This window comes from Klebsiella sp. D5A (genome assembly GCF_001620885.1).
Taxonomy (GTDB): Bacteria; Pseudomonadota; Gammaproteobacteria; order Enterobacterales; family Enterobacteriaceae; genus Klebsiella; species Klebsiella variicola.
Genome location: NZ_LOAR01000009.1, coordinates 156,514 through 180,067, shown reverse-complemented (window position 1 = coordinate 180,067; position 23,554 = coordinate 156,514). Strand labels below are relative to the sequence as shown.

General features: G+C 55.8%; 22 protein-coding genes and 1 pseudogene. 13 read left to right on the top strand and 10 right to left on the bottom strand.

Annotation, left to right across the window (positions count from 1 at the left end):
- The first annotated feature begins 62 nt into the window (after positions 1 to 62).
- A complete protein-coding gene (gene yczE, locus AS136_RS15100) occupies positions 63 to 677 on the top strand; it encodes a membrane protein YczE (protein WP_008805419.1) in 615 nt (204 codons plus the stop codon).
- A gap of 44 nt (positions 678 to 721) precedes the next feature.
- Here yczE and AS136_RS15095 read toward each other — a convergent pair whose 3' ends face one another.
- A complete protein-coding gene (locus AS136_RS15095; RefSeq protein WP_022066291.1) occupies positions 722 to 1,579 on the bottom strand; it encodes a nickel/cobalt efflux protein RcnA in 858 nt (285 codons plus the stop codon).
- 164 nt (positions 1,580 to 1,743) lie between these two features.
- Here AS136_RS15095 and AS136_RS15090 point away from each other — a divergent pair, with 164 nt between their 5' ends.
- Positions 1,744 to 2,016: a metal/formaldehyde-sensitive transcriptional repressor gene (locus AS136_RS15090; protein ID WP_012542675.1), complete on the top strand. Its 273-nt coding sequence runs from the start codon at positions 1,744 to 1,746 to the stop codon at positions 2,014 to 2,016.
- A 62-nt stretch (positions 2,017 to 2,078) separates the two neighbouring features.
- Here AS136_RS15090 and AS136_RS15085 read toward each other — a convergent pair whose 3' ends face one another.
- Both AS136_RS15085 and AS136_RS15080 read right to left on the bottom strand, forming a co-directional pair.
- Positions 2,079 to 3,638, bottom strand: coding sequence for an EAL domain-containing protein (locus AS136_RS15085; protein WP_008805422.1), 1,560 nt, complete (start codon positions 3,636 to 3,638; stop codon positions 2,079 to 2,081).
- A 233-nt stretch (positions 3,639 to 3,871) separates the two neighbouring features.
- Positions 3,872 to 4,981, bottom strand: coding sequence for an ABC transporter ATP-binding protein (locus tag AS136_RS15080; RefSeq protein WP_008805423.1), 1,110 nt, complete (start codon positions 4,979 to 4,981; stop codon positions 3,872 to 3,874).
- Positions 4,982 to 5,337: 356 nt separating this feature from the next.
- On the opposite strand from AS136_RS15080, the gene AS136_RS15075 reads away from it, so the two are divergent.
- The 6 genes from AS136_RS15075 (at position 5,338) to AS136_RS15050 (ending at position 12,476) form a co-directional block, all read left to right on the top strand.
- Positions 5,338 to 6,570, top strand: a complete 1,233-nt coding sequence (locus AS136_RS15075; RefSeq protein WP_012542673.1) for a maltodextrin ABC transporter substrate-binding protein — start codon at positions 5,338 to 5,340, stop codon at positions 6,568 to 6,570.
- Between the two features lie 62 nt (positions 6,571 to 6,632).
- A complete protein-coding gene (locus AS136_RS15070) occupies positions 6,633 to 7,940 on the top strand; it encodes a carbohydrate ABC transporter permease (RefSeq protein ID WP_008805425.1) in 1,308 nt (435 codons plus the stop codon).
- A 10-nt stretch (positions 7,941 to 7,950) separates the two neighbouring features.
- Positions 7,951 to 8,802 carry a sugar ABC transporter permease gene (locus AS136_RS15065; protein ID WP_004204761.1) on the top strand — a complete coding sequence of 284 codons (852 nt, stop codon included), beginning with the start codon at positions 7,951 to 7,953 and terminating at the stop codon, positions 8,800 to 8,802.
- 4 nt (positions 8,803 to 8,806) lie between these two features.
- The gene (locus AS136_RS15060; protein ID WP_023339661.1) at positions 8,807 to 10,009 is read left to right on the top strand and encodes a glycoside hydrolase family 53 protein; all 1,203 of its coding nucleotides are present in this window, start codon (positions 8,807 to 8,809) and stop codon (positions 10,007 to 10,009) included.
- A gap of 30 nt (positions 10,010 to 10,039) precedes the next feature.
- Positions 10,040 to 12,097, top strand: a complete 2,058-nt coding sequence (locus AS136_RS15055) for a beta-galactosidase (RefSeq protein WP_023322151.1) — start codon at positions 10,040 to 10,042, stop codon at positions 12,095 to 12,097.
- 64 nt (positions 12,098 to 12,161) lie between these two features.
- Positions 12,162 to 12,476 carry a glucose PTS transporter subunit EIIB gene (locus tag AS136_RS15050; RefSeq protein ID WP_012542670.1) on the top strand — a complete coding sequence of 105 codons (315 nt, stop codon included), beginning with the start codon at positions 12,162 to 12,164 and terminating at the stop codon, positions 12,474 to 12,476.
- A 137-nt stretch (positions 12,477 to 12,613) separates the two neighbouring features.
- Here AS136_RS15050 and AS136_RS15045 read toward each other — a convergent pair whose 3' ends face one another.
- Positions 12,614 to 13,885 carry a maltoporin gene (locus AS136_RS15045; protein WP_008805429.1) on the bottom strand — a complete coding sequence of 424 codons (1,272 nt, stop codon included), beginning with the start codon at positions 13,883 to 13,885 and terminating at the stop codon, positions 12,614 to 12,616.
- A gap of 270 nt (positions 13,886 to 14,155) precedes the next feature.
- Between AS136_RS15045 and AS136_RS15040 the strand changes: the two genes are divergently transcribed.
- The 3 genes from AS136_RS15040 (at position 14,156) to ykgO (ending at position 15,746) form a co-directional block, all read left to right on the top strand.
- Positions 14,156 to 15,226 (top strand): LacI family DNA-binding transcriptional regulator, encoded by a 1,071-nt coding sequence (locus AS136_RS15040; RefSeq protein ID WP_008805430.1) that lies wholly within the window; start codon positions 14,156 to 14,158, stop codon positions 15,224 to 15,226.
- A 116-nt stretch (positions 15,227 to 15,342) separates the two neighbouring features.
- Entirely contained in the window at positions 15,343 to 15,606 is a 264-nt protein-coding gene (locus AS136_RS15035; protein WP_008805431.1) for a type B 50S ribosomal protein L31, read from the top strand.
- A complete protein-coding gene (ykgO, locus tag AS136_RS15030; RefSeq protein ID WP_002892018.1) occupies positions 15,606 to 15,746 on the top strand; it encodes a type B 50S ribosomal protein L36 in 141 nt (46 codons plus the stop codon). The genes AS136_RS15035 and ykgO overlap by 1 nt, the downstream gene beginning before the upstream one ends.
- On the opposite strand, the gene AS136_RS15025 is transcribed toward ykgO, so the two are convergent.
- Complete coding sequence (locus tag AS136_RS15025; RefSeq protein WP_023297138.1) at positions 15,743 to 16,441, bottom strand: GNAT family N-acetyltransferase; 699 nt, start codon at positions 16,439 to 16,441, stop codon at positions 15,743 to 15,745. The genes ykgO and AS136_RS15025 overlap by 4 nt on opposite strands.
- Before the next feature lie 100 nt (positions 16,442 to 16,541).
- Here AS136_RS15025 and pdxR point away from each other — a divergent pair, with 100 nt between their 5' ends.
- Positions 16,542 to 17,999, top strand: coding sequence for a MocR-like pyridoxine biosynthesis transcription factor PdxR (gene pdxR, locus AS136_RS15020; RefSeq protein WP_022066287.1), 1,458 nt, complete (start codon positions 16,542 to 16,544; stop codon positions 17,997 to 17,999).
- On the opposite strand, the gene AS136_RS15015 is transcribed toward pdxR, so the two are convergent.
- Complete coding sequence (locus tag AS136_RS15015) at positions 17,968 to 18,438, bottom strand: YlaC family protein (protein ID WP_008805434.1); 471 nt, start codon at positions 18,436 to 18,438, stop codon at positions 17,968 to 17,970. The genes pdxR and AS136_RS15015 overlap by 32 nt on opposite strands.
- Before the next feature lie 39 nt (positions 18,439 to 18,477).
- On the opposite strand from AS136_RS15015, the pseudogene AS136_RS28705 reads away from it, so the two are divergent.
- Positions 18,478 to 18,603 (top strand): annotated as a pseudogene (locus AS136_RS28705) (hypothetical protein); the annotation flags it as partial.
- Here the strand turns inward: AS136_RS28705 and maa are convergent.
- From maa to acrB, 4 genes are all read right to left on the bottom strand, one after another.
- Positions 18,575 to 19,141 (bottom strand): maltose O-acetyltransferase, encoded by a 567-nt coding sequence (gene maa, locus AS136_RS15010; protein WP_046882291.1) that lies wholly within the window; start codon positions 19,139 to 19,141, stop codon positions 18,575 to 18,577. The pseudogene AS136_RS28705 and the gene maa overlap by 29 nt on opposite strands.
- Before the next feature lie 158 nt (positions 19,142 to 19,299).
- Positions 19,300 to 19,518, bottom strand: coding sequence for an HHA domain-containing protein (locus AS136_RS15005; RefSeq protein ID WP_002892050.1), 219 nt, complete (start codon positions 19,516 to 19,518; stop codon positions 19,300 to 19,302).
- 26 nt (positions 19,519 to 19,544) lie between these two features.
- Positions 19,545 to 19,919 (bottom strand): Hha toxicity modulator TomB, encoded by a 375-nt coding sequence (gene tomB, locus AS136_RS15000; protein WP_008805436.1) that lies wholly within the window; start codon positions 19,917 to 19,919, stop codon positions 19,545 to 19,547.
- Positions 19,920 to 20,401: 482 nt separating this feature from the next.
- On the bottom strand, positions 20,402 to 23,548 hold the full coding sequence (acrB, locus tag AS136_RS14995) for a multidrug efflux RND transporter permease subunit AcrB (protein ID WP_008805437.1): 3,147 nt from the start codon (positions 23,546 to 23,548) through the stop codon (positions 20,402 to 20,404).
- Between the last annotated feature and the right edge of the window lie 6 nt (positions 23,549 to 23,554).

The following is a 23,554-nucleotide window of genomic DNA, read 5'->3' as shown; positions in this document are numbered from 1 at the left end:
ATTAATTATCAGTCCATTTTTGCTGATGATAAGGGCATTCGCAATGATGTAGAGGAAAAAATATGCTTCGTCGCCTGCTGCAGTTATATATCGGCCTGGTACTTTATGGCGTGTCCACGGCGCTCTTCGTGCATGCCAATCTTGGCGCCGATCCGTGGGATGTTTTCCATCTCGGGGTGGCTAAACAACTGGGTATCAGTTTCGGTACGGTGATTATCCTGACCGGCGCGGCGGTGCTGCTGCTGTGGATCCCGATCCGGCAAATGCCGGGACTCGGCACGGTGAGCAACGTCATCGTGCTGGGGCTGGCGGCGGATGCCACGCTGGCCGTCCTGCCGCCGCTGGAGTCGCTGGTGGCTCGCAGTGTGCTGCTGGTGGGGGCGATTGTGCTGAATGCTATCGCCACCGGGATGTACATCGGCGCGGGCTTTGGCCCCGGGCCGCGCGATGGCCTGATGACTGGCCTGCACGCTCGTACCGGCTGGTCTTTGCGTGGCATCCGTACGGCTATTGAGCTTACCGTGCTGGTGATTGGCTGGCTGCTGGGCGGTAAGTTTGGCGTCGGCACCGTGATTTACGCGCTGTCGATTGGGCCGCTGATCCAGCTGTGCCTGCCGTGGTTTCGCCAGCCCGTCAGCCGCAAAGCGGTCAGCACTCCGCAGGAGATAGTCTCCTGAATTAACGACTCGCCCTCTCTATCCGCAAGAGGGCGAGCCGACGCTTACAGGCCGCTCAGGCCGTGAACCATCATGTAGATCCCCACCACGATAATCAGTAAACCTGAGAACCAGGGCGCCTTGCGCGAGACATCATTAAGCCAGGGCCAGCGGCGGGTGGCCTGTTTAAGACTCAGCGCGGCGATAGCCCCGGAAGCCACCAGCGTCAGCGCCAGACCAACGCTAAAGCCCAGTACCAGCGTGGCGCCAAGCGAAAATTTCTTCAGCTGTAAACAGATAAGCAGCACAGTAATGGACGCCGGACAGGGGATCAGCCCGCCGGTCAGGCCAAACAGTACGATCTGCCCGGTCGTCACCTGACGGCCATCAAAGCGCCGGTTGATCTCCTGAGCATGAGCCCGCTGATGCGCGTCCTGCCACTCCTCCGCCACCAGCGGCGCGGCGGATGAGGACGCATGTTCATAGTAGTGATTATGTTCATGGTGGTGATCATGTTCGTGGTGATGATCATGTTCGTGGTGGTGCTCATGTTCATGGTGGTGATCATGGTGCGTATGGGGCTGCGATTCGCGCCAGGTGCGCCAGAGCATCCAGCAGGCAATCAGTACAATCGCTATCCCCGAGATCAGTTGAAACCAGGGTTCGGAGGTCTGCGCGTTCCAGCCGCGGCCAAACCACAGGCCGGCCATGGCGATCAGCCAGACGACTGCCGTATGGGAAACCGTCGCCGCCAGCCCCAGCAGCACCGCCTGTTTTAACGTTCCCCGTACCGCCACGATAAAGGCGGCCATCATGGTTTTTGAATGGCCCGGTTCAAGGCCGTGCAGGGCACCGAGTAGTATCGCGCTGGGAATAAACAGCCAGGCATTACCTTGCTGCAGAAGGGAAGTGAAATCGTTCATATCGGGATCCTTGCCAAAAGTGCGTTTATCCTACTCCCCCCCAGTAGTAAAATACTACCCCCCAGTAGAAAAAGCGGCTGACAAAAGGGATCATGCTATGCTGGCAGGCGTTACTGATGATGAAGGTCGGTAATCACGGACAGAATGAAACGGTGGATCGTGCAATGTCACATACAGTTCGACACAAAAAAATGTTACTGACCCGACTGAAAAAAATTCAGGGGCAGAGTTCCGCGTTAGAGAAAATGCTCAATCGCGAGCATGAGTGCGCTGAGGTGCTACAGCAGCTGGCGGCGATTCGCGGCGCGGTCAACGGTATGATGCTGCAGGTTATTCAGGGGCATCTGACCGACCATGTGGTGAAAGAGCCTGAAGAGACACAGCGTGAAGCGGATCTGGAGACGGTGATGCAGGTGATCAAATCTTATCTGAAGTAGCGCCCAGGCGCGGGCGGCGAAGTGGCCACTCCCGCTGGCATTCTACTTATTGCTCCTGTTGCTTAATGCACATGGAGGTTATTTTCCGCCCACAGAATAAACTGCTCTTTTGGCAGCGCTTTGCTGTACAGCCATCCCTGGGCGTACTGGACGCCATGCTGTCGTAGCCAGTCGCGCTGGCTTTCGGTTTCCACCCCTTCGGCGACGGTGGCCAGATTGAGCGCCTTGGCCATTTCAATAATGTGCGGCGTCAGCGGCCGGTACTCGAGGGTATCGACAAAAGATTTATCGATTTTCAGCGTATCGACGTCCAGTTTCTGCAGATAGCTCAGGCTGGAGTAGCCGGTGCCAAAGTCATCAATCGAGATACGATGCCCGGCCTGACGGTAGTGAGCGATCACCGGCATGGTGGTCTCCGGATCGACAAATCCGCGCTCGGTGATTTCAAGGATGATCTGTTCGGCGGCGATTCCCCAGTGCTGCAGCTGATCGTGTAACAACGTCGGTAGGGTGGGCGAGCGTAAATCATCTACCGACAGGTTGATGGAGATGTGCACTTCCGGCCGCTGCCGCAGCCAGGGACCGAGATCGGTAAAAATTTTCCTGACGATATCTTCCGTCAACTGCGTAATCAGCCCGGTCTGCTCGGCCAGAGGAATAAAAATATCCGGCGATAAAAAGGTGCCGTCGGGTTGCTGCCAGCGGGCCAGCGCCTCGGCCCCGGCGATTTTCCCATCCTGCAACGAGATTATCGGCTGATAGTAAACCTGAATCGCTTCGGAGTTGAGGGCGTCCAGCATACTGTTGCGTGGTGATCGCAGGTGTCTCAGCAGGCGCAGCAGCAGCCAGGTAGCAAGCAGGCTGGTGAAGATGCCGACAGGGAGCCAGAAGATTAGCTGCTGGCGAATACGCTGCTGCAGCGGCAGCGTCGACGACCAGGTCACGATGCCGGAGCCCAGCTCGGGAATGCGCTGGATCCGATAGACCGTGTTATCCAGCGTCAGCATATTAACATGTGGATCTTTAATACGCTGCCAGACCGTATCCGGCAGCGGTTGGCTGCTGATCACCATTTTCAGGTGATCCAAACCAAACAGCATGGTATGGATCTTCTCCTCGCTGGCAGGAACCACATCGATAAAAGAGATGGGATCGATCATCACCATATGCTGTTGACTGCCCATGGCCGTCATCTGGTGATTAAGGCCGAGATCGTTTATTGAGGTCAGCCAGGTGCGATAGCCGTCAGGGGCAATGTGGTCCGGCGGGGGAAAGGTGACCGCGACGCTATGGTCTTCCAGGGAGGAACATTGCGGCACGGAATCACGCAGCCAGAGCACTTCCTGAATGTAGCGATGGGTGTAGGCGATGCGGCGGAGCGTGAGCAGGTGCTCAGGGCTACAGGAGGCGGCGGTGTGTGAGTCGGCCTCACGTAGCGCTTCCCTGGCCTGATCGGCAACCTGCAGCGTGCGGACGACGATACGGTTGGAATAGTCATCCAGTTCACGATAGAACTGCAGCTTGGCCTGCCGCGCTGCCTGCCAGATGCTGAGTGAGATGGGCAGGATGATGGCCAGTATCAGCACCCCTGTAAACAGCGCCACCAGATGCCGGGTCCTCATGCCTGTGTCCTTATCGTTCGCCGGGTGTCTTCAGTATATGCGAAAGATAAATCAGGCGCAGCGAGAGAAGTGAGCTGAGGTCGCGAAAAAACCGGCATCGCGAGAGGCTGCGATGCCGGGAGAGAAGGATGATTCCGATGCAGCAGAATAAAAATGAGGGTGTGAATGCCGGGCAGGGTGTATTCCGGCATTCAGTCGCAGCATACACGGCGCAGATGACAGCAATATGTTAGCTAGTGCGCATCCGGCGCCGGGATATCAGCGCTGATACGCAGGTCATTCTCATCAAATACCATGCAGAAGCGCTCATCGAAGGCCAGATTTATTTTCTGCCACGGGCGGAAATGGACGTCGCCGGGCAGCAGGACCTTGACGTTATCGTGGCCGTAGCACTGGCCGAACAGATAGGTATTGTTACCCAGACGCTCCACCACTTCACATTGAAACTCCACCACGGTACCGGTAGTGACGTCGGGCGTGAGATGCTCTGGCCGGATCCCCAGCGTCACCGCGGCGCCGGGCTTCAGCGGCTGGGTAGCGATATTGAGGACCAACTGATGGTCCTGCGCGAGGGTGACCGTTAAGCGTTCCGGCTGCCAGTCGCTGACGATGGCCGGCAAAAAGTTCATCTTCGGCGAGCCGATAAAGCCGGCGACGAATTTGTTGACCGGATTGTAATACAGCGCCATCGGCGAACCCATTTGTTCGACCTTCCCGTAGTTCATGACCACGATTTTATCGGCCAGCGTCATCGCCTCTACCTGATCGTGGGTGACATACACCATGGTGGTCTTCAGCTCCTGGTGCAGACGGGCAATATGCAGGCGCATATCGACGCGCAGCTCCGCATCGAGGTTAGAGAGCGGCTCATCGAACATAAACACCCGGGGATTACGCACGATCGCCCGGCCAATGGCCACGCGCTGCCGCTGGCCGCCAGAGAGCTGCTTCGGTTTACGATCCAGCAGGTGCGAGAGCTGCAGCGTTTTAGCCACCATTTCCACCTGGCGACGGATCTCCGTTTTCGGCACTTTATTCACCTTCAACCCGTAGCCCATGTTCTCTGCCACCGTCATGTGCGGGTAGAGCGCATAAGACTGGAAGACCATCGCCACGCCGCGGCGGGCCGGCACGACATCATTCATCACCTCATCGCCGATCAGCACTTCACCCTCGCTGACCTCTTCCAGACCGGCAATCATGCGCAGCAGCGTCGATTTTCCACAGCCGGAAGGACCGACGAAAACGGCAAACTCGCCATCTTCAATATCGAGATTGACCTGGTGCAGCGTCACCGTGCTGCCGAACCTTTTGGTGACATTCCTCAGTCGTATATTGGACATCCACATTCCCCGAAGTGAGTAGCTGTTGTTTGCCGTTGGTATGCCGCTGTGTTTAGTGTGAATTGTATTACGTGTAACAATTCAGCGTGGCGATGTTCAACAGCAGTAAAATCATGTCCTGACTATAACTTCCGCGGTTTTAGCGCCATACAGCGGCGTTTCATTTCTGCAAGGATGATCACACAACTGGCAGTTTATGGTAGTTTTGTCAGCAATCTACGGGTAGCGTATAACAAAAGAGAGCCGGAACCTTTTTCTCATATAACTCGGCAGTTTGAAGTGATTTATTTTTCTGACTGGCAGAGATAAGCCCAATAAAAACCATTAAATTGTTATACCTTCACATGAGGTTGATAATGAAAAAGAACACGCTTGCTGCACTGATCCTTACCACCCTGGCGGCGGGGCAACTCACCAGCCTGCAGGCGCACGCCGCCGGGCAGCTCAACGTCTGGGAGGACATTAAAAAATCCGCGGGTATTAAAACCGCGGTCAGCGATTTTGAGAAGCAGTACAACGTGAAGGTCAATCTCCAGGAGATGCCTTATGCCCAGCAGCTGGAAAAGCTGCGCCTCGACGGCCCGGCGGGCATTGGGCCGGACGTGCTGGTGATCCCGAATGACCAGCTCGGCGGCGCCGTGGTTCAGGGACTACTCTCGCCTCTCAGCGTCGATCAGGCGAAACAGGATGCCTTTACGCCAGCCTCCATCAATGCCTTCCGCATGGACAACGCGCTGTACGGGATCCCGAAAGCAGTGGAAACCCTGGTGCTTATCTACAACAAGGACCTGATCGACAAGCCGCTGGACAGCCTGCAGGCCTGGCTGGACTACTCGAAAACCCAGCGCGAGCAGAACAAATACGGCCTGCTCGCCAAGTTTGACCAGATCTATTACAGCTGGGGGGCGATTGGCCCGATGGGCGGCTATATCTTTGCTAAAAACGACAGCGGTGGCTTTAACCCGCAGCAAGTGGGCCTCAATACCCCCGGCGCCGTCGAAGCCGTCACCTTCCTGAAAAAATTCTATGCCGAGAAGGTCTTTCCAGCGGGGATCCTCGGCGATAACGGGCTGAATGCCATCGATTCCCTGTTTACCGAGAAAAAAGCGGCGGCGGTGATCAACGGCCCCTGGGCCTTCCAGCCGTATGAAGCCGCTGGCATTAACTATGGCGTGGCGCCCCTGCCGACCCTGCCGGACGGCAAGCCGATGAGCTCCTTCCTGGGCGTCAAAGGCTATGTGGTATCGACCTGGAGTAAAGACAAAGCGCTGGCGCAACAGTTTATCGAGTTCATCAACCAGCCGCAGTATGTGAAAGCCCGCTATGTCGCCACCGGCGAAATTCCGCCGCTGAAGGCGATGATTGACGATCCGGTGATTAAAAACGACCAAAAGGCCAGTGCCGTCGCCATCCAGTCGGCGCGAGCGGTGGCGATGCCGGGCATTCCGGAGATGGGGGAAGTGTGGGGGCCGGCCAACGCCGCGCTTGAACTGAGCCTCACCGGTAAGCAGGCGCCGCAGGCCGCGCTCGATAACGCGGTGAAACAGATCACGATGCAGATCGAAGCAATGCAGGCCAGCAATCAGTAATTCACCGTCACGTGAAGTCACCGAGCGGGAGGGGGACCTCCCGTTTGTAGAAGGAGTCGAGTGTGAGCATCCATTCCAGCGAAAATTTTAGCGACGCACGCGGGCCCGGGCGCCATGCATGGTGCGGCCTGCTGCTGGCAATCGTGCCGGGTTTCGGTCAGTTTTATCATCGCCAGTGGCTGAAAGGGCTGGTCTTCCTGGTGCTGCTCAGCAGCTTTCTGGGGATTTTTTATGATTTCCTGCGTGAGGGGTTGTGGGGGTTATATACCCTGGGTGAAGAGGTACCGCGGGATAACTCTATCTTCCTGTTAGCGGAGGGGATTATCAGTGTGCTGATCGTCGCCTTTGGCGTGCTGATCTATTTTCTCTCGCTGCGGGATGCGTGGCTGAACGGCAAAAAACGCGATGAGGGGATCGCCCTGAACAGCGTGCGTAAGCAGTACCAGATGCTGCTGAGCGACGGCTTCCCGTACCTGATGATCACCCCGGGCTTTATTCTGCTGGTGTTTGTGGTGATCTTTCCCATTCTGTTCGGTTTCGCCATCGCCTTCACCAACTACAACCTGTACCACACGCCGCCGGCGAAGCTGGTGGACTGGGTGGGGCTGAAAAACTTCGTCAATATTTTCACCCTCTCTATCTGGCGCTCCACCTTCCTGGATGTGCTGCAGTGGACCGTGGTGTGGACGCTGCTGGCGACCACCCTGCAGTGTACGGTGGGCGTGCTGCTGGCGATTCTGGTGAATCAAAAAGATCTGCGCTTTAAGCCGCTGATCCGCACCATCTTTATTTTGCCGTGGGCGGTGCCGGGGTTTGTCACCATCCTCGTCTTTGCCGGTATGTTCAACGATTCATTCGGGGTCATCAACAACGCGATCCTGTCGTTCTTCGGTATCAGCCCGAAGGCATGGCTGACCGACCCGTTCTGGACTAAAACGGCGCTGATCATGATGCAGACCTGGCTTGGCTTCCCGTTTGTCTTTGCCATGACCACCGGCGTGCTGCAGGCGATCCCGGACGATCTGTATGAAGCGGCGACGATGGACGGCGCCAGCGCCTTTACCCGTCTGCGCACCATCACTCTGCCGCTGGTGCTGTACGCGATCGCGCCGATCATCATCACTCAGTACACCTTCAACTTTAATAACTTCAACATCATTTATCTGTTTAACAACGGCGGTCCTGCGGTGGCAGGCTCCAACGCCGGTGGGACGGATATTCTGGTGTCGTGGATCTATAAGCTGACGATGTCCTCGTCGCAGTACGCCATCGCGGCGACCATCACGATCCTGCTGTCGATCTTTGTCGTCGGCCTGGCGCTGTGGCAGTTCCGCGCCACCAAATCCTTCAAAAATGACGACATGGCGTAAGGGAAGCAACATGGCTCAATCACCCAGTATTAAACGCGAAAAGTGGATCCGACTCTCTCTCACCTGGCTGGTGGTTATTCTGGTCTCGGTGGTGATCATCTATCCGCTGGTCTGGACGGTCGGGGCGTCGCTGAACGCCGGCAATAGCCTGCTCAGTACCTCGATCATTCCGGAAAACCTGTCGTTCCAGCACTATGCCGATCTGTTCAATGGCAATGTGAATTACCTCACCTGGTACTGGAACTCGATGAAAATCAGCTTTCTGACCATGGTGCTGACCCTGATTAGCGTCAGCTTTACCGCTTACGCCTTCTCCCGCTTCCGCTTTAAAGGGCGGCAGAACGGGCTGATGCTGTTCCTGCTGCTGCAGATGATCCCGCAGTTTTCCGCGCTGATTGCGATCTTTGTGCTATCGCAACTGCTTGGCCTGATTAATAGCCATCTGGCGCTGGTGCTGATCTACGTCGGGGGGATGATCCCGATGAATACCTGGCTGATGAAGGGGTATCTCGACGCGATCCCCAAAGATCTGGATGAGTCCGCTCGCATGGACGGCGCCAGCAGCTTTCGCATCTTTATCGAGATCATCATGCCGTTGTCGAGGCCGATCCTCGCGGTGGTGGCGCTGTTCTCTTTCACCGGTCCGCTGGGGGATTTCATCCTCTCCAGCACCATCCTGCGTACCCCGGATAAATACACGCTGCCTATTGGTCTGTATAACCTGGTGGCGCAAAAAATGGGTGCCAGCTACACCACCTACGCGGCGGGGGCGGTGCTGATTGCCGTACCGGTGGCGATCCTCTACCTGGCGTTACAAAAATACTTTGTCTCCGGCCTGACCTCGGGCAGTACTAAAGGATAAGCACATGAAAAGATTCACCCCCGCATGGCTTGCGGTTTGTCTGGCATGCAGTTTCTCCACCCCTTCTCTGGCCGCGGACGCGCTTGAAACCCGCGCGTTTCAGGGCATGCCGGCGGACTTTATCAAAGGCGCGGATATCTCCACGCTGCTGGATGCCGAAAAGCACGGGGCGACGTTCTACGACCAGAATAATCAGCGCAAGGATCCGATCGCGATTCTGAAAGAGAACGGCGTCAACTATGTTCGCCTCCGGCTGTGGGTGGATCCGCAATCGGCGAGCGGCGAGGGCTATGGCGGCGGAAATAACGACCTGGCCACCACCCTGACCCTCGCGAAACGGGCGAAAGCCCAGGGGATGAAGCTGCTGCTCGATTTTCATTACAGCGATTTCTGGACCGATCCCGGCAAGCAGTTCAAGCCGAAAGCCTGGGAAAAGATGGATTATCCGCAGCTGAAAACGGCGATTCATGACTATACCCGGGATACCATCGCCCGCTTTAAGCAGGCAGGCGTCCTGCCGGATATGGTGCAGATCGGCAATGAGATCAACGGCGGCATCCTGTGGCCGGAAGGGAAAAGCTGGGGGCAGGGGGGCGGCGAGTTCGACCGGCTGGCCGGGCTGCTGAACGCGGCTATCGCTGGCCTGAAGGAGAACCTGCATCACGGCGAGCAGGTGAAAATCATGCTGCATCTGGCCGAAGGGACCAAGAACGATACCTTCCGCTGGTGGTTTGATGAGATTGATAAACGCCATGTGCCATATGACGTGATTGGTCTGTCGATGTACACCTACTGGAATGGCCCGATCAGCGCCCTGAAGGCCAATATGGATGACATCAGCAAACGCTATAACAAAGACGTTATCGTCGTCGAGGCGGCCTATGCCTATACCCTGGCCAACTGCGACAACGCGGAAAATAGTTTCCAGGCGAAAGAGGAAAAGGACGGGGGTTATCCCGCCACCGTGCAGGGGCAATATCACTATATTCACGATCTGATGCAGGCCGTCATAGATGTTCCCGACCAGCGCGGCAAAGGTATTTTTTACTGGGAGCCCACGTGGATTGCCGTGCCGGGAAATACCTGGGCTACCCCGGCGGGGATGAAATATATCCACGACGAGTGGAAAGAAGGGAATGCACGTGAAAATCAGGCGCTATTTGATTGCCAGGGAAAAGTATTGCCGTCGGTAAAAGTTTTTAATTAATTTTTTGTCGTTTTTTTCAGGAAGTTTATTATGAATAAATTTGCACCTTTACATCCGAAGGTTAGTACGCTGCTGCATGGCGCGGATTATAATCCGGAGCAATGGGAGAATGACCCCGATATTATTGATAAAGACATTGCCATGATGCAGCAGGCAAAATGCAATGTGATGTCGGTGGGAATATTTAGCTGGGCGAAACTGGAGCCACGCGAAGGGGTATTTAATTTCGCCTGGCTGGATACTATCCTCGATAAACTGTATGCCGCCGGCATTCATGTTTTTCTGGCCACGCCGAGCGGCGCGCGTCCGGCGTGGATGTCTCAGCGCTATCCGCAGGTTCTGCGGGTGGGACGCGATCGGGTGCCGGCCCTGCATGGCGGCCGTCACAACCACTGTATGTCGTCACCGGTCTATCGCGAGAAAACCCTGAAAATCAATACCCTGCTGGCAGAGCGTTATTCTTCACACCCGGCGGTACTGGGCTGGCATATTTCCAATGAATATGGCGGTGAATGCCATTGCGATCTCTGCCAGAACCGTTTTCGCGACTGGCTGAAGGCGCGTTACCAGACCCTGGAGAACCTCAACCAGGCCTGGTGGAGCACCTTCTGGAGTCATACCTATACCGACTGGTCGCAAATTGAATCACCTGCGCCACAGGGCGAGGTGTCAATTCACGGTCTCAATCTTGACTGGCATCGCTTTAACACCGCTCAGGTGACCGATTTCTGCCGCCATGAAATTGCCCCGCTGAAGGCGGCGAATGCCTCCCTGCCGGTGACCACTAACTTTATGGAGTATTTCTACGATTACGACTACTGGCAACTGGCAGAGGCGCTGGACTTTATCTCGTGGGACAGCTATCCGATGTGGCACCGCGATAAAGACGAAACCGCACTGGCCTGCTACACCGCGATGTATCACGACATGATGCGCAGCCTGAAGGGCGGCAAACCGTTTGTGCTGATGGAGTCCACACCAGGCGCCACCAACTGGCAGCCGACCAGCAAACTGAAGAAGCCGGGAATGCATATTCTCTCCTCGCTGCAGGCGGTGGCGCATGGCGCCGACTCGGTGCAGTATTTCCAGTGGCGGAAAAGCCGCGGTTCGGTTGAGAAATTTCACGGCGCGGTGGTTGACCACGTCGGGCACATTGATACCCGTATTGGTCGTGAAGTCAGCCAGCTCGGCGAGATACTGAGCAAGCTACCAGAGGTCCGGGGTTGTCGCACCGAGGCGAAAGTAGCGATTATCTTCGACCAACAAAACCGCTGGGCGCTTGATGACGCCCAGGGGCCGCGCAATCTGGGTATGGAGTATGAGAAGACGGTCAACGAACACTACCGTCCGTTCTGGGAACAGGGCATTGCCGTCGATGTGATTGACGCTGATGTCGATTTAACGCCATACCGGTTAGTGATTGCCCCGATGTTATATATGGTGCGCGACGGCTTTGCCGCGCGGGCAGAGGCGTTTGTCGCCAGCGGCGGCCACCTGGTGACCACCTACTGGACCGGCATCGTCAATGAGTCCGATCTCTGCTATCTCGGCGGCTTCCCGGGCCCGCTGCGCAATCTGCTGGGGATCTGGGCGGAAGAGATCGACTGTCTGAATGACGGCGAGTTTAATCTTGTGCAGGGGCTTGCCGGGAATCAGTGCGGTCTGCAGGGTCCCTATCAGGTGCGCCATCTCTGTGAACTAATCCATACCGAGAGCGCTCAGACGCTGGCCACCTACCGGGATGATTTCTATGCCGGACGGCCGGCGGTGACGGTGAACGGTTTCGGGAAAGGTAAAGCCTGGCATGTCGCCTCCCGCAACGATTTAGCCTTCCAGCGCGATTTCTTTGCTGCCCTGAGCAGGGAGCTGGATCTGCCACGAGCGATAGCGGCGGATTTACCGCCCGGCGTAGTGGCTACCGCGCGCACCGACGGTGAGAGCACGTTTGTCTTCCTGCAGAACTACAGCGCGCAAAGTCATACTCTGACTCTGCCGCCGGGGTATCGGGATTGCCTGACCGACGCGGCGGCGCCGGACCCGCTGATCCTCTCAGCATGGGATTGCCGTATTCTTCGTCGCCACGCGTAATTTCTTCTTCTCCATGCCTGCTCTGACGAGCAGGCTTTTTTTTATCTTAAACCTGGAGCTTATGATGGTGAGTTTAAAATCCTTTCTGCACTATTTCTCTCCTGCACGTCCGGCACAGCCGTTAAGCGAAGCGGAAAAACAGCAAATCGAGGCGCTGATTCAGGCCTTCGGCGGTGAAGCGAATATTACGCAAGTGGATGCCTGTATTACTCGTCTGCGGGTGACGGTTCGTCATCTTGCAGCCGTGGATACTGACGCATTACAGCAGCAGGGCGCGCTGGGCGTCATTATTCTCGGTCAGCAGGTGCATGCTATTTTCGGTAAGCAGTCCGATGCGCTGCGTCAATTGCTGGATGAGCATTTTGCTACCCGTAAATAAATAAAACGGGATAACCTGAAAACAGGTTATCCCGAAAATAAGACAAAGATAGCAGTGGCAATAATAATTACCGGAGAGGTAATTAATGACCTTACAGTTGGAGATAAAAATAATGTACTTGTCTTACCAGCGCGATATTACCACCAGGCCTCAACCTGCACGCCGAAATTCCAGGTATTATTCGCCGTCTGGTCTTCAAACGGTTTACCATCTTCGGAATCATTCAGGTATGAAGCAAAAATGCGTAATTCCGGGCGTGACATAAAGTCTGGCCCGTCCGCCAGGCCCAGCGCAATGGTATATTTCTCACCGGCCTGTTTGTAGCTGGTGCCATTGTTATAGCTGTCTTTCTGATAGAAACCGCCGACTTCGCCAATCAGGCGGACGTAGTCGGTGAACTGATACTGACCGCGGGCAACCAGCGACAGCATCCGCGTTTTGTCGGTGTAGTCGGTAATGTCATCCGCCGAGCCCCAGGTCAGGACGTGGTTGATGGAGAACTTTTCGGTAATCGGGATCAGGCCGGTGTTAATCACGCGATAGCCGGTGGCGTCGTTCACGTAGTTCCACATATCGTACCAGCCGCCGCCCTGGGAGACCATGTTCTGCGCCAGCCCTTTGTTAGCATACTGCAGCACGGTTTTGTTATAGCCGCCCAGCATATCCTGACTGATTTCACCGGTCAGCATCACGCCATTATCGGCATCGTACAGCCCGCCGTAGCTGTCCTGTTTTTTGGTGGTGTTCGGCATGGCGTAGTCGATGCCGAATTCGGTCCACGAACCCGACCACGGCTTCCAGCCTGCATAGCGTAAATCGATATAGTTAATATTGACGTTGCTGTCGCCATCGACACGATAGTCAACGTCGTTGGCATCGCCGCGGATCCAGGCCAGCGAGACGGCGCCAGGGCCGAGGGTGTAGTTTTCCACCCCGGCCCCGGAGCCGGATATGTTCCAGTATTTGGTATCGATGATGTGCAGATCGTGGCGCTGGTAGTAACGTTTACCCCCCCAAATCACTGCATTCGGATCGCCGGGGATCAGCCCTTTGATCTGCAGGTTCAGCTGACGTAAACCGAACTGTGCATCATCATTCAGCGTGGTTTCATTATCGTTAGAGCCGTCGGAGACCATGCTGACCATGCTGTCGAGATAGAAGCTGACGTCATCTTTCTTGTAGACCTCGGAGCCCAGCTCCAGCTCACCATAGGTATCCGATTCATTACCCAACCGGCCCAGCTTGTTCTTTTGCCATTCCGCTTCACTACCATCGCCGGAGACCCCAACCCCGGCGCGCATATAGCCATGGAAATCGATACTCGGGATTGCGGCGGTCGCCGCAAACGCGGAAGGGGCGATTAGCGCAGCGGCTAACGCGGCGGAAAGGGCGCGCAGTGTCGTATTCATCTCTATCCTCTTATTGTTTTGTATTACGTTCACATAACTGATGTCATAAAATGCCTAAATGTAACTTCAGGCAAACGAGATATGATTATTGTGTGACTAAGTGCAAATAATCATGCTGGTTTTTGTTGTGATGGGTGAGGTGATTCACAATTAATCATGTTGTGAACGTAATACTTTTTGTGGTGTAATTTTGCGATGAAAGGCGGCGGTGAGCGTTTTTTCAAATGGCCCCTGTTACAATCATGGGATAACAACATAAGGAACCGGACCATGAAGTCTAAAAGCGCTACTCTGGAAGACGTCGCACGCCATGCGGGCGTCTCTTACCAGACCGTGTCCAGGGTACTCAATAAATCTGCCAATGTATCCGAAGCGACGCGCCGCAAGGTGGAGAAATCAATAGAGGCCTTACGCTATGTGCCAAACCGGCTGGCGCAGCAGCTGGTGGGGAAGGAGAGCCAGACGGTCGGGCTGGTGACGATTTCGCTGGCCTGGCATGCGCCTTCCCAGGTGGCGGCGGCGGTAAAACGCTATGCCAATCTGGAAGGTTACCAGGTCCTGATTTCGATGATCGATGAGAGCGTCAACCAAAGTATCCAGGATTCCATCAATGAGCTGAAATCTCAGCGGGTGGATAAAGTCATTATCAACGTGCCGCTGGAGACCGAGCAGGCGCAGAAAATCGCCGCTGACAACGATGATATCGTCTGCCTTTTTCTCGATGTCGACCCCTACAGTTCCGTGTTTAACGTTTCGTTTAATCCGGCAGATGGCACCCGGGCCAGCGTCAAATATCTTTATGAGATGGGGCATCGGGAGATCGCGCTGCTGGCGGGGCCGGACAGCTCCGTCTCGGCCAAACTCCGGCTGAAAAGCTGGCTGGAGACTCTGGAGGGCTACGGCCTGAAGCCGGTGACCGTTCTGCACGGCAACTGGGATGCGCAAAGCGGCTATGCCGGCGCGCTGCAGATGCTGCGCGAAACGCCCAATTTCAGCGCCGTGCTGGTGGGTAATGACCAGATGGCGCTGGGGGTGCTCAGCGCTTTCCATCAGCACCAGGTGGCGGTGCCGGGGGAGAAGTCCGTCATTGGCTATGACGATACCTACGAAAGCTCCTTTTTCTATCCGGCGCTGAGTACGGTGTCGCTGGACCTCGATCTGCAGGGGAAAGAAGCGGTGCGGCGGATCCTCGCCAGCACCAGCGGTGCGCCACATACTTCATCCATCCTGCCGGCGCGCCTGGTGATACGTCATTCCAGCGGCGCCAGAACTGAGCAAGGCAAAGATCTGCAGGCCATCGCGGAACAGCTACGCGCCATCGCCCACCGTCTGGCACCCTGAAACCTAAGGCGGGGAAACTCGTCTTAGGCCCATTACCCTTAATTTGAACATGGTTGATCTTTGTCGTGGAACGGCGTAACTTAAATGTTATGTTATAACATAATGAAGAGGTCATCATGAAAGCCCATATCCATCCCCCCTATCGCACGGTGGTGTTTCACGACACCAGCGTTAATGAGTATTTTAAAGTCGGTTCCACCATCCGCACCGATCGCGTGATTGAACTCGACGGCGAAACTTTTCCGTATGTAACGATCGACGTCTCCTCGAAATCGCATCCGTACTACACCGGCAAACAAAAAACCTTCGCCAGCGAGGGCAGCGCGGCCCGGTTCCGTCAGCGCTTCGGCGGCTTTATTGATGCGAAAAGGAAGGCATGATGCAGGTCGTTAACTCATTACGCAGCGCCAAACAGCGCCACCCGGATTGTCAGCTGGTCAAGCGCAAAGGGCGGCTGTACGTTATCTGTAAGAGCAACCCCCGCTTTAAAGCGGTGCAGGGGCGCAAAAAACGTCGTTAACGGAAACTCTCCAGAGTGCGGCGCTGCTGGCCGTCGGCGGTAAAATTGTCGGCGGCCAGCCATTGCCGCATGGCGTTATCCAGCTGCGGCCATTCGCCGTCTATCACCGAAAACCAGTCCGTATCCCGGTTATGTCCTTTGCTCACCAGTGCCTGACGAAAACGTCCTTCGTACTGAAAACCCAGCCGTCTTGCCGCCCGGCCCGACGGCATATTGAGACTATTACATTTCCATTCATAGCGACGATAACCGAGCGTATCAAACACATACTGCATCAACAGCCAGTGCGCTTCGGTGGCCATAGCCGTTCGGCTCAGCAACGGTGAAAAATGCACATGTCCCACCTCTACCACGCCGTGGGTGGCGTCAATGCGCATTAACGCCAGCGAGCCAACCGCTTTCCCTTGCCGCTGGTCAACGACGGCAAAATGGATCGGGTCTGCCAGCGTGGCGACCTGCTCCACCCAGGCACTGAATTCTGCAAGGTTGCTCTCAGGTTCACGCAGCAGCCACGTCCAGCTGCGGACGTCTGGCGCCAGCTGGTGAGCAGCAAACAGATCGCTGGCATGCGCGAGAGTCAGTGGTTCGAGCCGACAGCGGCTGCCCTGTAAAATCTGCCGTGCTGGCCATGGACGCGGTTGCCAGTCAGGCAGCGCGGCGCCGAGTTCCTGTCCAAACTGATTGTATTCACGCATTGCGGTTTCCTTAGCGGGGTTTTTCAGGCAGCGTACGCGCTCACTGGTTCCATAAAAAGTGCCACAGGCGTATGTTTTTATAGGGCCACGAGGAGATGAGATGAACATACCGGACGATGGTTTTTTTACGCTGGTGACGCAGGGGATACAGCACCGATCGGATGAAACCCTGCAGCGGGCCCTTTACCACACATTGCGCCATGCCATCCTGCAGGGAACTCTGGCGGCCAACTGCCGTTTGCCCGGATCGCGGGTGATGGCCGGACGGCTGCAGCTGTCGCGAAATACGGTCAATGCTGCCCTGGAGCAGCTGGCGCTGGAGGGATACCTGATGCGGAGCCGTCAGGGAACGCAGGTGGTACCGCTCGCCGCCTGCCGCGAAGAGCCCGTGAAGGTGCCGCCCGTCGTGCTGCCTGAACGGCTGCAAGGGCTGCCAGCCGCAATGCGCCGCGACTCTCCGGCGCTGCTGTTTACTCCTGGCATGCCGGCGGTGAACTATTTCCCGTTGCCGCTGTGGCGGCGGCTGATGGATAACGTCTTACGTGACGAGGGCAGTGCGCTGCTGGGCTATGGCGAGGCGGCAGGCGACCCCTTGCTGCGGGAGGCTATCGCTCGTCATCTGGCGCTCTCCCGGGGGATCCGTTGCGATATTCGGCAGATTGTCATTACCGAAGGGGCCCTGGAAGGGGTGAACTTATGCGCTTCGCTGTTGACGGATCCTGGCGACAGCGTGTGGGTGGAAGAGCCGGGTTACCTGGGGGCCAGGAGCAGCTTCCAGCGGGCAGGGCTGCGGGTCAGCGGGATGGCGGTCGATGACGAAGGGATGGGGATTGCCAACGGCGTCGCGGAGCCGCCCCGGCTGATCTTCACCTCTCCCTCTCATCAGTATCCCCTCGGGAGCGTCATGAGCGCCGCGCGACGTCTGGCGCTGGTGGAGTACGCCCGCCTGCACGGGGCGTGGATTGTGGAGGATGACTACGACAGCGAGTTTCGCCATAGCGGAGAGCCGATCCCGGCGATGCTGGGGATGGTGCCGGATGCCCCGGTGGTGTATCTCGGTACCTTCAGCAAAACACTCTTTCCGGCGCTGCGTATTGGCTTCATGGTGATGCCGCCTGCGCTGGCGGATGCCGTTCAGGATGTGATTGGCACGTTGCTGCGTGGAGGACACCGCACGGAACAGCGGGCGCTGGCCAGGTTTATTGAGAAGGGGCACTATGCTCGCCATCTGGCGGCCATGCGTCGCCTGTACCGCAAGCGCCAACAACAGCTGCGTGAGGCACTGGCGCAAGAGATAACCGTGCCATGCGAGGTCCTTGGCGGGGAAGGGGGGCTCCATTTGACAGTCGCAATGGAAGGGTTCGATGACCAGACGATTGCGCAGCAGGCGCGTCAGTTTCAACTGGCGCCTGCCGCGTTAAGTCATTTCTATCTCGACCCGCAGCGGGGGCGGAGCGGGCTGGTGCTGGGATATGGTAATACTTCTGCTTCCCGCTATCCGCTGGCGCTGCGGACGCTAAATCGTCTTATTGTGCAGCACCGGCGCGGGTCAGCGTAAAAACGTCGTAGAAGGAGAGCTCGCCTTTGGTGGCGACCATCTTTTTGAGCTGCGCCTTCTGCTCGCTATCGACATCCGGCGACTGAAGAATACGCTCGATCAGCTGCCGGGGAACAAAGCGGGTGTTATACCATTCCCCGTTGTAGCACACGCGAAAGTCGAGGACATCGATATCTTCATAACGATAGCGCGGATAGACATCAAAGAAGAAAAAGGCGTTGAACAGGATGAACAGCACCACCAGCAACCAGACCGAGTCTACCAGCGTTTCAGAGCGCAGCATGACCACCAGCGTCGCCAGAAACGCGGCATACATGGCAACAAACAGCCCCGGATGGTTGCGGATAAAACTGATGCTAAAACGCGGGCGATTATCGCGTTTTTCCTGAACGTTGAGTTCGTCAATGGTATGAGTTAGCAGGCGTTGTATTTCTGTCATCTTGGTCCCCGAATTCTGCAATGAGCCAGCCGTGCATGCCCGGCGGACCAGGCGTGGCAGGCTTAGCCTGAAGGCTATTTTATGTTGCAATATTCCACGGCGAAAGTAACAGATCAGTTACAGAAAACCATAACAGTTACGGATTTGGTAGCGGAAGGCGCTTAATGATCTGCGCCGGGTTGCCGCCGACAACGGCCCCGGCCGGTACATCTTTGGTGACGACTGCACCGGACGCAATGACCGCATTATCACCAATGGTCACCCCGGGATTGATTACCGCCCGCCCACCAATCCACACATTGTGGCCAATGGTCACTGGTTTGCCATATTCCTGGCCGCTGTTACGCGCCTCGGCATCCAGCGGATGGGTGGCGGTATAAATATGGACGCCCGGCGCCAGCATGCAGTTATCGCCAATATGAATAGGGCAAACGTCCAGCATCACGCAGTCAAAATTGGCGTAAAACGCCTTGCCGAGAAAGATATTGTAGCCGTAGTCGCAGCGAAAGCTTGGCTCGATATACGCATCGCCGGCGCGACCGAACAGCTCGGCCAGAATATGCTGACGTTCTTCCTGCGCATCCGGGGAGGAATGATTATAACGGTGTAACAACTGTCTGGCGCGCAGGCGATCGGCGCGAAGCGTTGGGTCGCCAGATAAATAGAGCTCACCGGCGATCATTTTACGTTTTTCTTCACTCATGGGTCTTCCTTATACCTGACTTGAGATGGCCGTAGCAGTATAAAAAAGAAACCGGTTACAGGGTTGCTGTTAGCTGAATGATGTGATGACTATCACAAAGATACCCTGCGGCGGCTGACGCGTACCGTCCGGTCAGCAGACCACGTTGTGCGCGTCGATTAGCGGATAAACTTCCAGACTGAGGTCGGGATCTTATCGTACAGCTTATTCATGGTCAGTTCAGCCAGACGATGATCGGCGGCTGAGTAAAATACCGCCAGTTCATTATCAGACAGTTCATATTTATTTTTTTCAATGACGCGCTCCAGCGTGTCAATTGTCTGGCAACGACGTAAGCGCATCAAATAGTCTGTTTTAGTTAATGGCTTATCAGACATAATTCCACCTTTTGATTGTAATAATTCTAACACGAGAGACTGGCCGGGTTTTCCCGGCTGGCGTTGACAAAGCAACGAAATAGTCGATTACCGGATTTTTTCCACTTTTGCAAATCCGTTGAGTTAATGCCGTAGTTACTGAACAAGGTAAAAGTATCGTCCAGATATTCGTCAACCTGAGCGACCAGTTTATTATCCTCAGTGTACTTAATTTTATAATTAAGCGCGAATGTGGCAATGTGCTCGATCAATTCATTTAACTGAAGATTGACAGCCGAAGTCGGGTCGTTGACCCAGCCATGGTTGCTCTCTTCCAGGTTTGCAAGGCAGTCATGATACAGCGTTTCGCAGAGAAAGCGTAGCTGTGCAATATCATGTCTTTTTGGCGAGTATTCGTCCATAACGCATCCCCTTTTGAGTGGTTTAAACGACGACTAACAAACACCGTTGTGGGATGAACACGACTAACCGACCTGACACTAACTGAGTAATCCTGCTGATTTAACTATAATCCACTCTCCAACAGATTTCATCGTGCTATTACGAAAAATTACAATTATCAGAGAGAAATTATCTTAAAAATAGACGAATTAATTTCGCAGGCCCTGGCGCACAGCCCGAGAAATAGAGAAGTCTTATCAATCATCGGCTTAAGGCAGGCAGCTGTCGCGTTCAGAAACCGCCGGCCGCGGGCGTTGGTATTAGGATTATTCCTGGTAAATGAGTGTGTAAAGATCATAAGTGCCAGGCAATGTGAAAAAATAGCCAGGACCATATCAATATATATTAAATGCAGTGTGAAAAATAAACAATGGCAATATGTGCCCTGTTGCGACGGACAAAAAAAGGGCCGCGAAGGCGGCCCTTTGTTCAAGTGTGACGATTAATGATGCTCAACCTGATGGCTGTGCTCAATATCTTCCGATTTCTTGCTAAAGCGGCGACGAACCACCACGAAGAACACTGGCACGAAGAAGATGGCCAGAATCGTCGCGGTCACCATCCCGCCCATTACGCCAGTACCGACGGCGTTCTGCGCGCCGGAGCCGGCACCCGAGCTGATCACCAGCGGCATAACGCCGAGGATAAACGCCAGGGAGGTCATCAGGATCGGACGCAGACGCATACGCACTGCTTCAAGCGTTGCCTCAATTAGCCCTTTACCCTCTTTCTCCATCAGGTCTTTGGCGAATTCAACGATCAATATCGCGTTCTTCGCCGACAGGCCGATGGTGGTCAACAGGCCCACCTGGAAGTAAACGTCGTTGGTTAAACCGCGGAAGGTAGCGGCTAACAGCGCACCGACCACACCCAGCGGAACGACCAGCATGACCGAGAACGGAATTGACCAGCTCTCATACAGCGCTGCCAGACACAGGAAGACGACAATCAGCGAAATGGCATACAGGGCAGGGGCCTGGTTGCCGGACAGTCGTTCCTGATAAGACATCCCGGTCCAGTCGTAGCCGATACCGGAAGGCAGTTTACCCGCCAGCTCTTCCATCAGGCTCATCGCCTCACCGGTACTCTTGCCTGGCGCTGCCTGGCCGAGAATTTCCAGCGACGGCAGGCCGTTGTAGCGTTCCAGACGCGGCGAACCGTATTCCCAACGCGAAGTAGAGAAGGCGGAGAACGGCACCATCTGACCATCGCTGCCGCGAACATACCACTTGCCGATGTCTTCCGGCAGCATACGGTATTTCGCTTCAGACATGATGTACACTTTCTTCACGCGGCCGCGGTCGATAAAGTCGTTGACATAGCTCCCGCCCCAGGCCGCGCCCAGCGTGGTGTTAATGTCGCTGATGGAGACGCCCAGCGCCTGGGCTTTTTCCTGATCGATATCGATTTTAAACTGCGGTGTATCTTCCAGACCGTTAGGACGCACGCCGGTTAACACGTCAGGGTGCTGCGCCACCATGCCAAACAGCTGGTTACGCGCCTGGGTCAGTTTTTCGTGGCCCAGACCGCCCTGGTCAATGAGCTGGAAGTCAAAGCCGGTCGCGGTACCCAGTTCAACGATAGCTGGCAGGTTAAAGGCGAACACCATCGCATCTTTAATCTGCGAGAAGTAGCCCATCGCCCGGCCGGTGATCGCTTCAACTTTGTTTTCCTCACCCGGACGCTGGCTCCAGTCTTTCAGCGAGACGAACGCGATGCCGGTGTTCTGGCCGCGGCCGGCGAAGCCGAAGCCGTTAACCGCAAACACGGATTCCACGTTGTCCTTCTCTTTGGTGAGATAGTAATTCGTCATCTCATCCAGCACTTTCTGCGTACGCTCCTGGGTGGCGCCGGCAGGCAGCTGCGCCATGCTCAGGAATACCCCCTGGTCCTCGTCCGGCAGGAACGAGCTCGGCAGACGGACGAACAGCCACGCCATGCCCACCACGATGATCAGATACAGGACCAGATAACGACCGGTGCTGCGCAGAATGTTGCCTACGCTGTCGGTGTAGTGGTGCGTGCTCTTATCGAACATGCGGTTAAACCAACCGAAGAAACCGGTGGTCGCGCCATGGCTGCCTTTCTGAATAGGCTTCAGCATCGTGGCGCACAGCGCTGGCGTCAGGATCAACGCCACCAGTACCGACAGCGCCATCGCAGAAACGATGGTGATGGAGAACTGGCGATAGATGGCCCCGGTTGAACCGCCGAAGAACGCCATTGGGATAAATACCGCCGACAGCACCATGGCGATACCGACCAGCGCGCCCTGGATCTGTCCCATCGATTTACGCGTCGCTTCTTTCGGCGGCAGACCCTCTTCCGCCATTACGCGCTCGACGTTCTCGACCACCACGATGGCGTCATCCACCAACAGGCCGATGGCGAGCACCATCCCGAACATCGTCAGGGTGTTTATCGAGAAGCCAAACGCCGCCAACACCGCGAAGGTGCCTAACAGGACTACGGGTACGGCGATGGTCGGGATCAGCGTGGCGCGGAAGTTCTGCAGGAACAGATACATGACCAGGAACACCAGGATGATCGCTTCCACCAGCGTTTTAACCACTTCGTGAATAGAAATTTTCACGAACGGGGTGGTGTCATACGGGTAAACGATCTTCATCCCCGACGGGAAAAACGGCTCCATCTTCGCCAGTTCTGCACGGATAGCGTTGGCGGTATCCAGCGCGTTCGCGCCGGTAGCCAGTTTAATACCCAGACCCGATGCTGGCTGGCCGTTAAACTTCGCCACTACGTCATAGCTTTCGCCGCCCAGCTCAATTTTGGCGACATCGCGCAGACGAACCTGGGAACCGTCCTGGTTCACCTTCAGCAGAATGTTGCCAAACTCTTCGGTATTGGTCAGACGGGTTTGCGCGATGATCGAGGCGTTAAGCTGCTGGCCTTTCACCGGCGGCGTACCGCCTAACTGACCCGCGGCCACCTGGGCGTTCTGCGCTTTCAGGGCGCTGATCACGTCCACCGGCGTCAGCTGGAAGTTGTTCAGTTTGTTCGGATCCATCCAGATACGCATCGCGTACTGGGAACCGAACAGCTGAACGTCGCCGACACCGCTGGTACGGCTGATCGGGTCCTTCATGTTGGCCGCCACGTAGTCCGAAATATCGTCCTGGTTCATGGTGCCGTTGGTGTTAATAACGCCGACAACCATCAGGAAGCTGCTGGACGCTTTCTCAACGCTAATCCCTTGCTGCTGTACTTCTTGCGGCAGCAGAGGCGTCGCCAGCGCCAGCTTGTTCTGAACCTGAACCTGGGCAATATCCGGATCGGTACCGGATTCGAAGGTCAGGGTGATGGTCGCCGTACCGGTGGAGTCGCCATTGGAGGACATGTACATCAGGTGGTCGATACCGTTCATATTCTGTTCGATAACCTGAGTCACGGTGTTCTGCACAGTTTCGGCGTCAGCACCGGGGTACATGGCGGTAATGGAAATTGCTGGCGGCGCAATCGTCGGATATTGCGCTACCGGCAATTTGAGGATCGATAATCCCCCAGCCAGCATGATGATGATGGCGATCACCCATGCAAATATGGGGCGATCGATAAAGAAATTAGGCATGTCTTA

Coding starts and splice junctions, on each gene's coding strand:
- yczE (WP_008805419.1), top strand. CDS start 63: ATGCTTCGTCGCCTGCTGCAGTTATATATCGGCCTGGTACTTTATGGC.
- AS136_RS15095 (WP_022066291.1), bottom strand. CDS start 1,579: ATGAACGATTTCACTTCCCTTCTGCAGCAAGGTAATGCCTGGCTGTTT.
- AS136_RS15090 (WP_012542675.1), top strand. CDS start 1,744: ATGTCACATACAGTTCGACACAAAAAAATGTTACTGACCCGACTGAAA.
- AS136_RS15085 (WP_008805422.1), bottom strand. CDS start 3,638: ATGAGGACCCGGCATCTGGTGGCGCTGTTTACAGGGGTGCTGATACTG.
- AS136_RS15080 (WP_008805423.1), bottom strand. CDS start 4,981: ATGTCCAATATACGACTGAGGAATGTCACCAAAAGGTTCGGCAGCACG.
- AS136_RS15075 (WP_012542673.1), top strand. CDS start 5,338: ATGAAAAAGAACACGCTTGCTGCACTGATCCTTACCACCCTGGCGGCG.
- AS136_RS15065 (WP_004204761.1), top strand. CDS start 7,951: ATGGCTCAATCACCCAGTATTAAACGCGAAAAGTGGATCCGACTCTCT.
- AS136_RS15060 (WP_023339661.1), top strand. CDS start 8,807: ATGAAAAGATTCACCCCCGCATGGCTTGCGGTTTGTCTGGCATGCAGT.
- AS136_RS15055 (WP_023322151.1), top strand. CDS start 10,040: ATGAATAAATTTGCACCTTTACATCCGAAGGTTAGTACGCTGCTGCAT.
- AS136_RS15050 (WP_012542670.1), top strand. CDS start 12,162: ATGGTGAGTTTAAAATCCTTTCTGCACTATTTCTCTCCTGCACGTCCG.
- AS136_RS15045 (WP_008805429.1), bottom strand. CDS start 13,885: ATGAATACGACACTGCGCGCCCTTTCCGCCGCGTTAGCCGCTGCGCTA.
- AS136_RS15040 (WP_008805430.1), top strand. CDS start 14,156: ATGAAGTCTAAAAGCGCTACTCTGGAAGACGTCGCACGCCATGCGGGC.
- AS136_RS15035 (WP_008805431.1), top strand. CDS start 15,343: ATGAAAGCCCATATCCATCCCCCCTATCGCACGGTGGTGTTTCACGAC.
- ykgO (WP_002892018.1), top strand. CDS start 15,606: ATGCAGGTCGTTAACTCATTACGCAGCGCCAAACAGCGCCACCCGGAT.
- AS136_RS15025 (WP_023297138.1), bottom strand. CDS start 16,441: ATGCGTGAATACAATCAGTTTGGACAGGAACTCGGCGCCGCGCTGCCT.
- pdxR (WP_022066287.1), top strand. CDS start 16,542: ATGAACATACCGGACGATGGTTTTTTTACGCTGGTGACGCAGGGGATA.
- AS136_RS15015 (WP_008805434.1), bottom strand. CDS start 18,438: ATGACAGAAATACAACGCCTGCTAACTCATACCATTGACGAACTCAAC.
- maa (WP_046882291.1), bottom strand. CDS start 19,141: ATGAGTGAAGAAAAACGTAAAATGATCGCCGGTGAGCTCTATTTATCT.
- AS136_RS15005 (WP_002892050.1), bottom strand. CDS start 19,518: ATGTCTGATAAGCCATTAACTAAAACAGACTATTTGATGCGCTTACGT.
- tomB (WP_008805436.1), bottom strand. CDS start 19,919: ATGGACGAATACTCGCCAAAAAGACATGATATTGCACAGCTACGCTTT.
- acrB (WP_008805437.1), bottom strand. CDS start 23,548: ATGCCTAATTTCTTTATCGATCGCCCCATATTTGCATGGGTGATCGCC.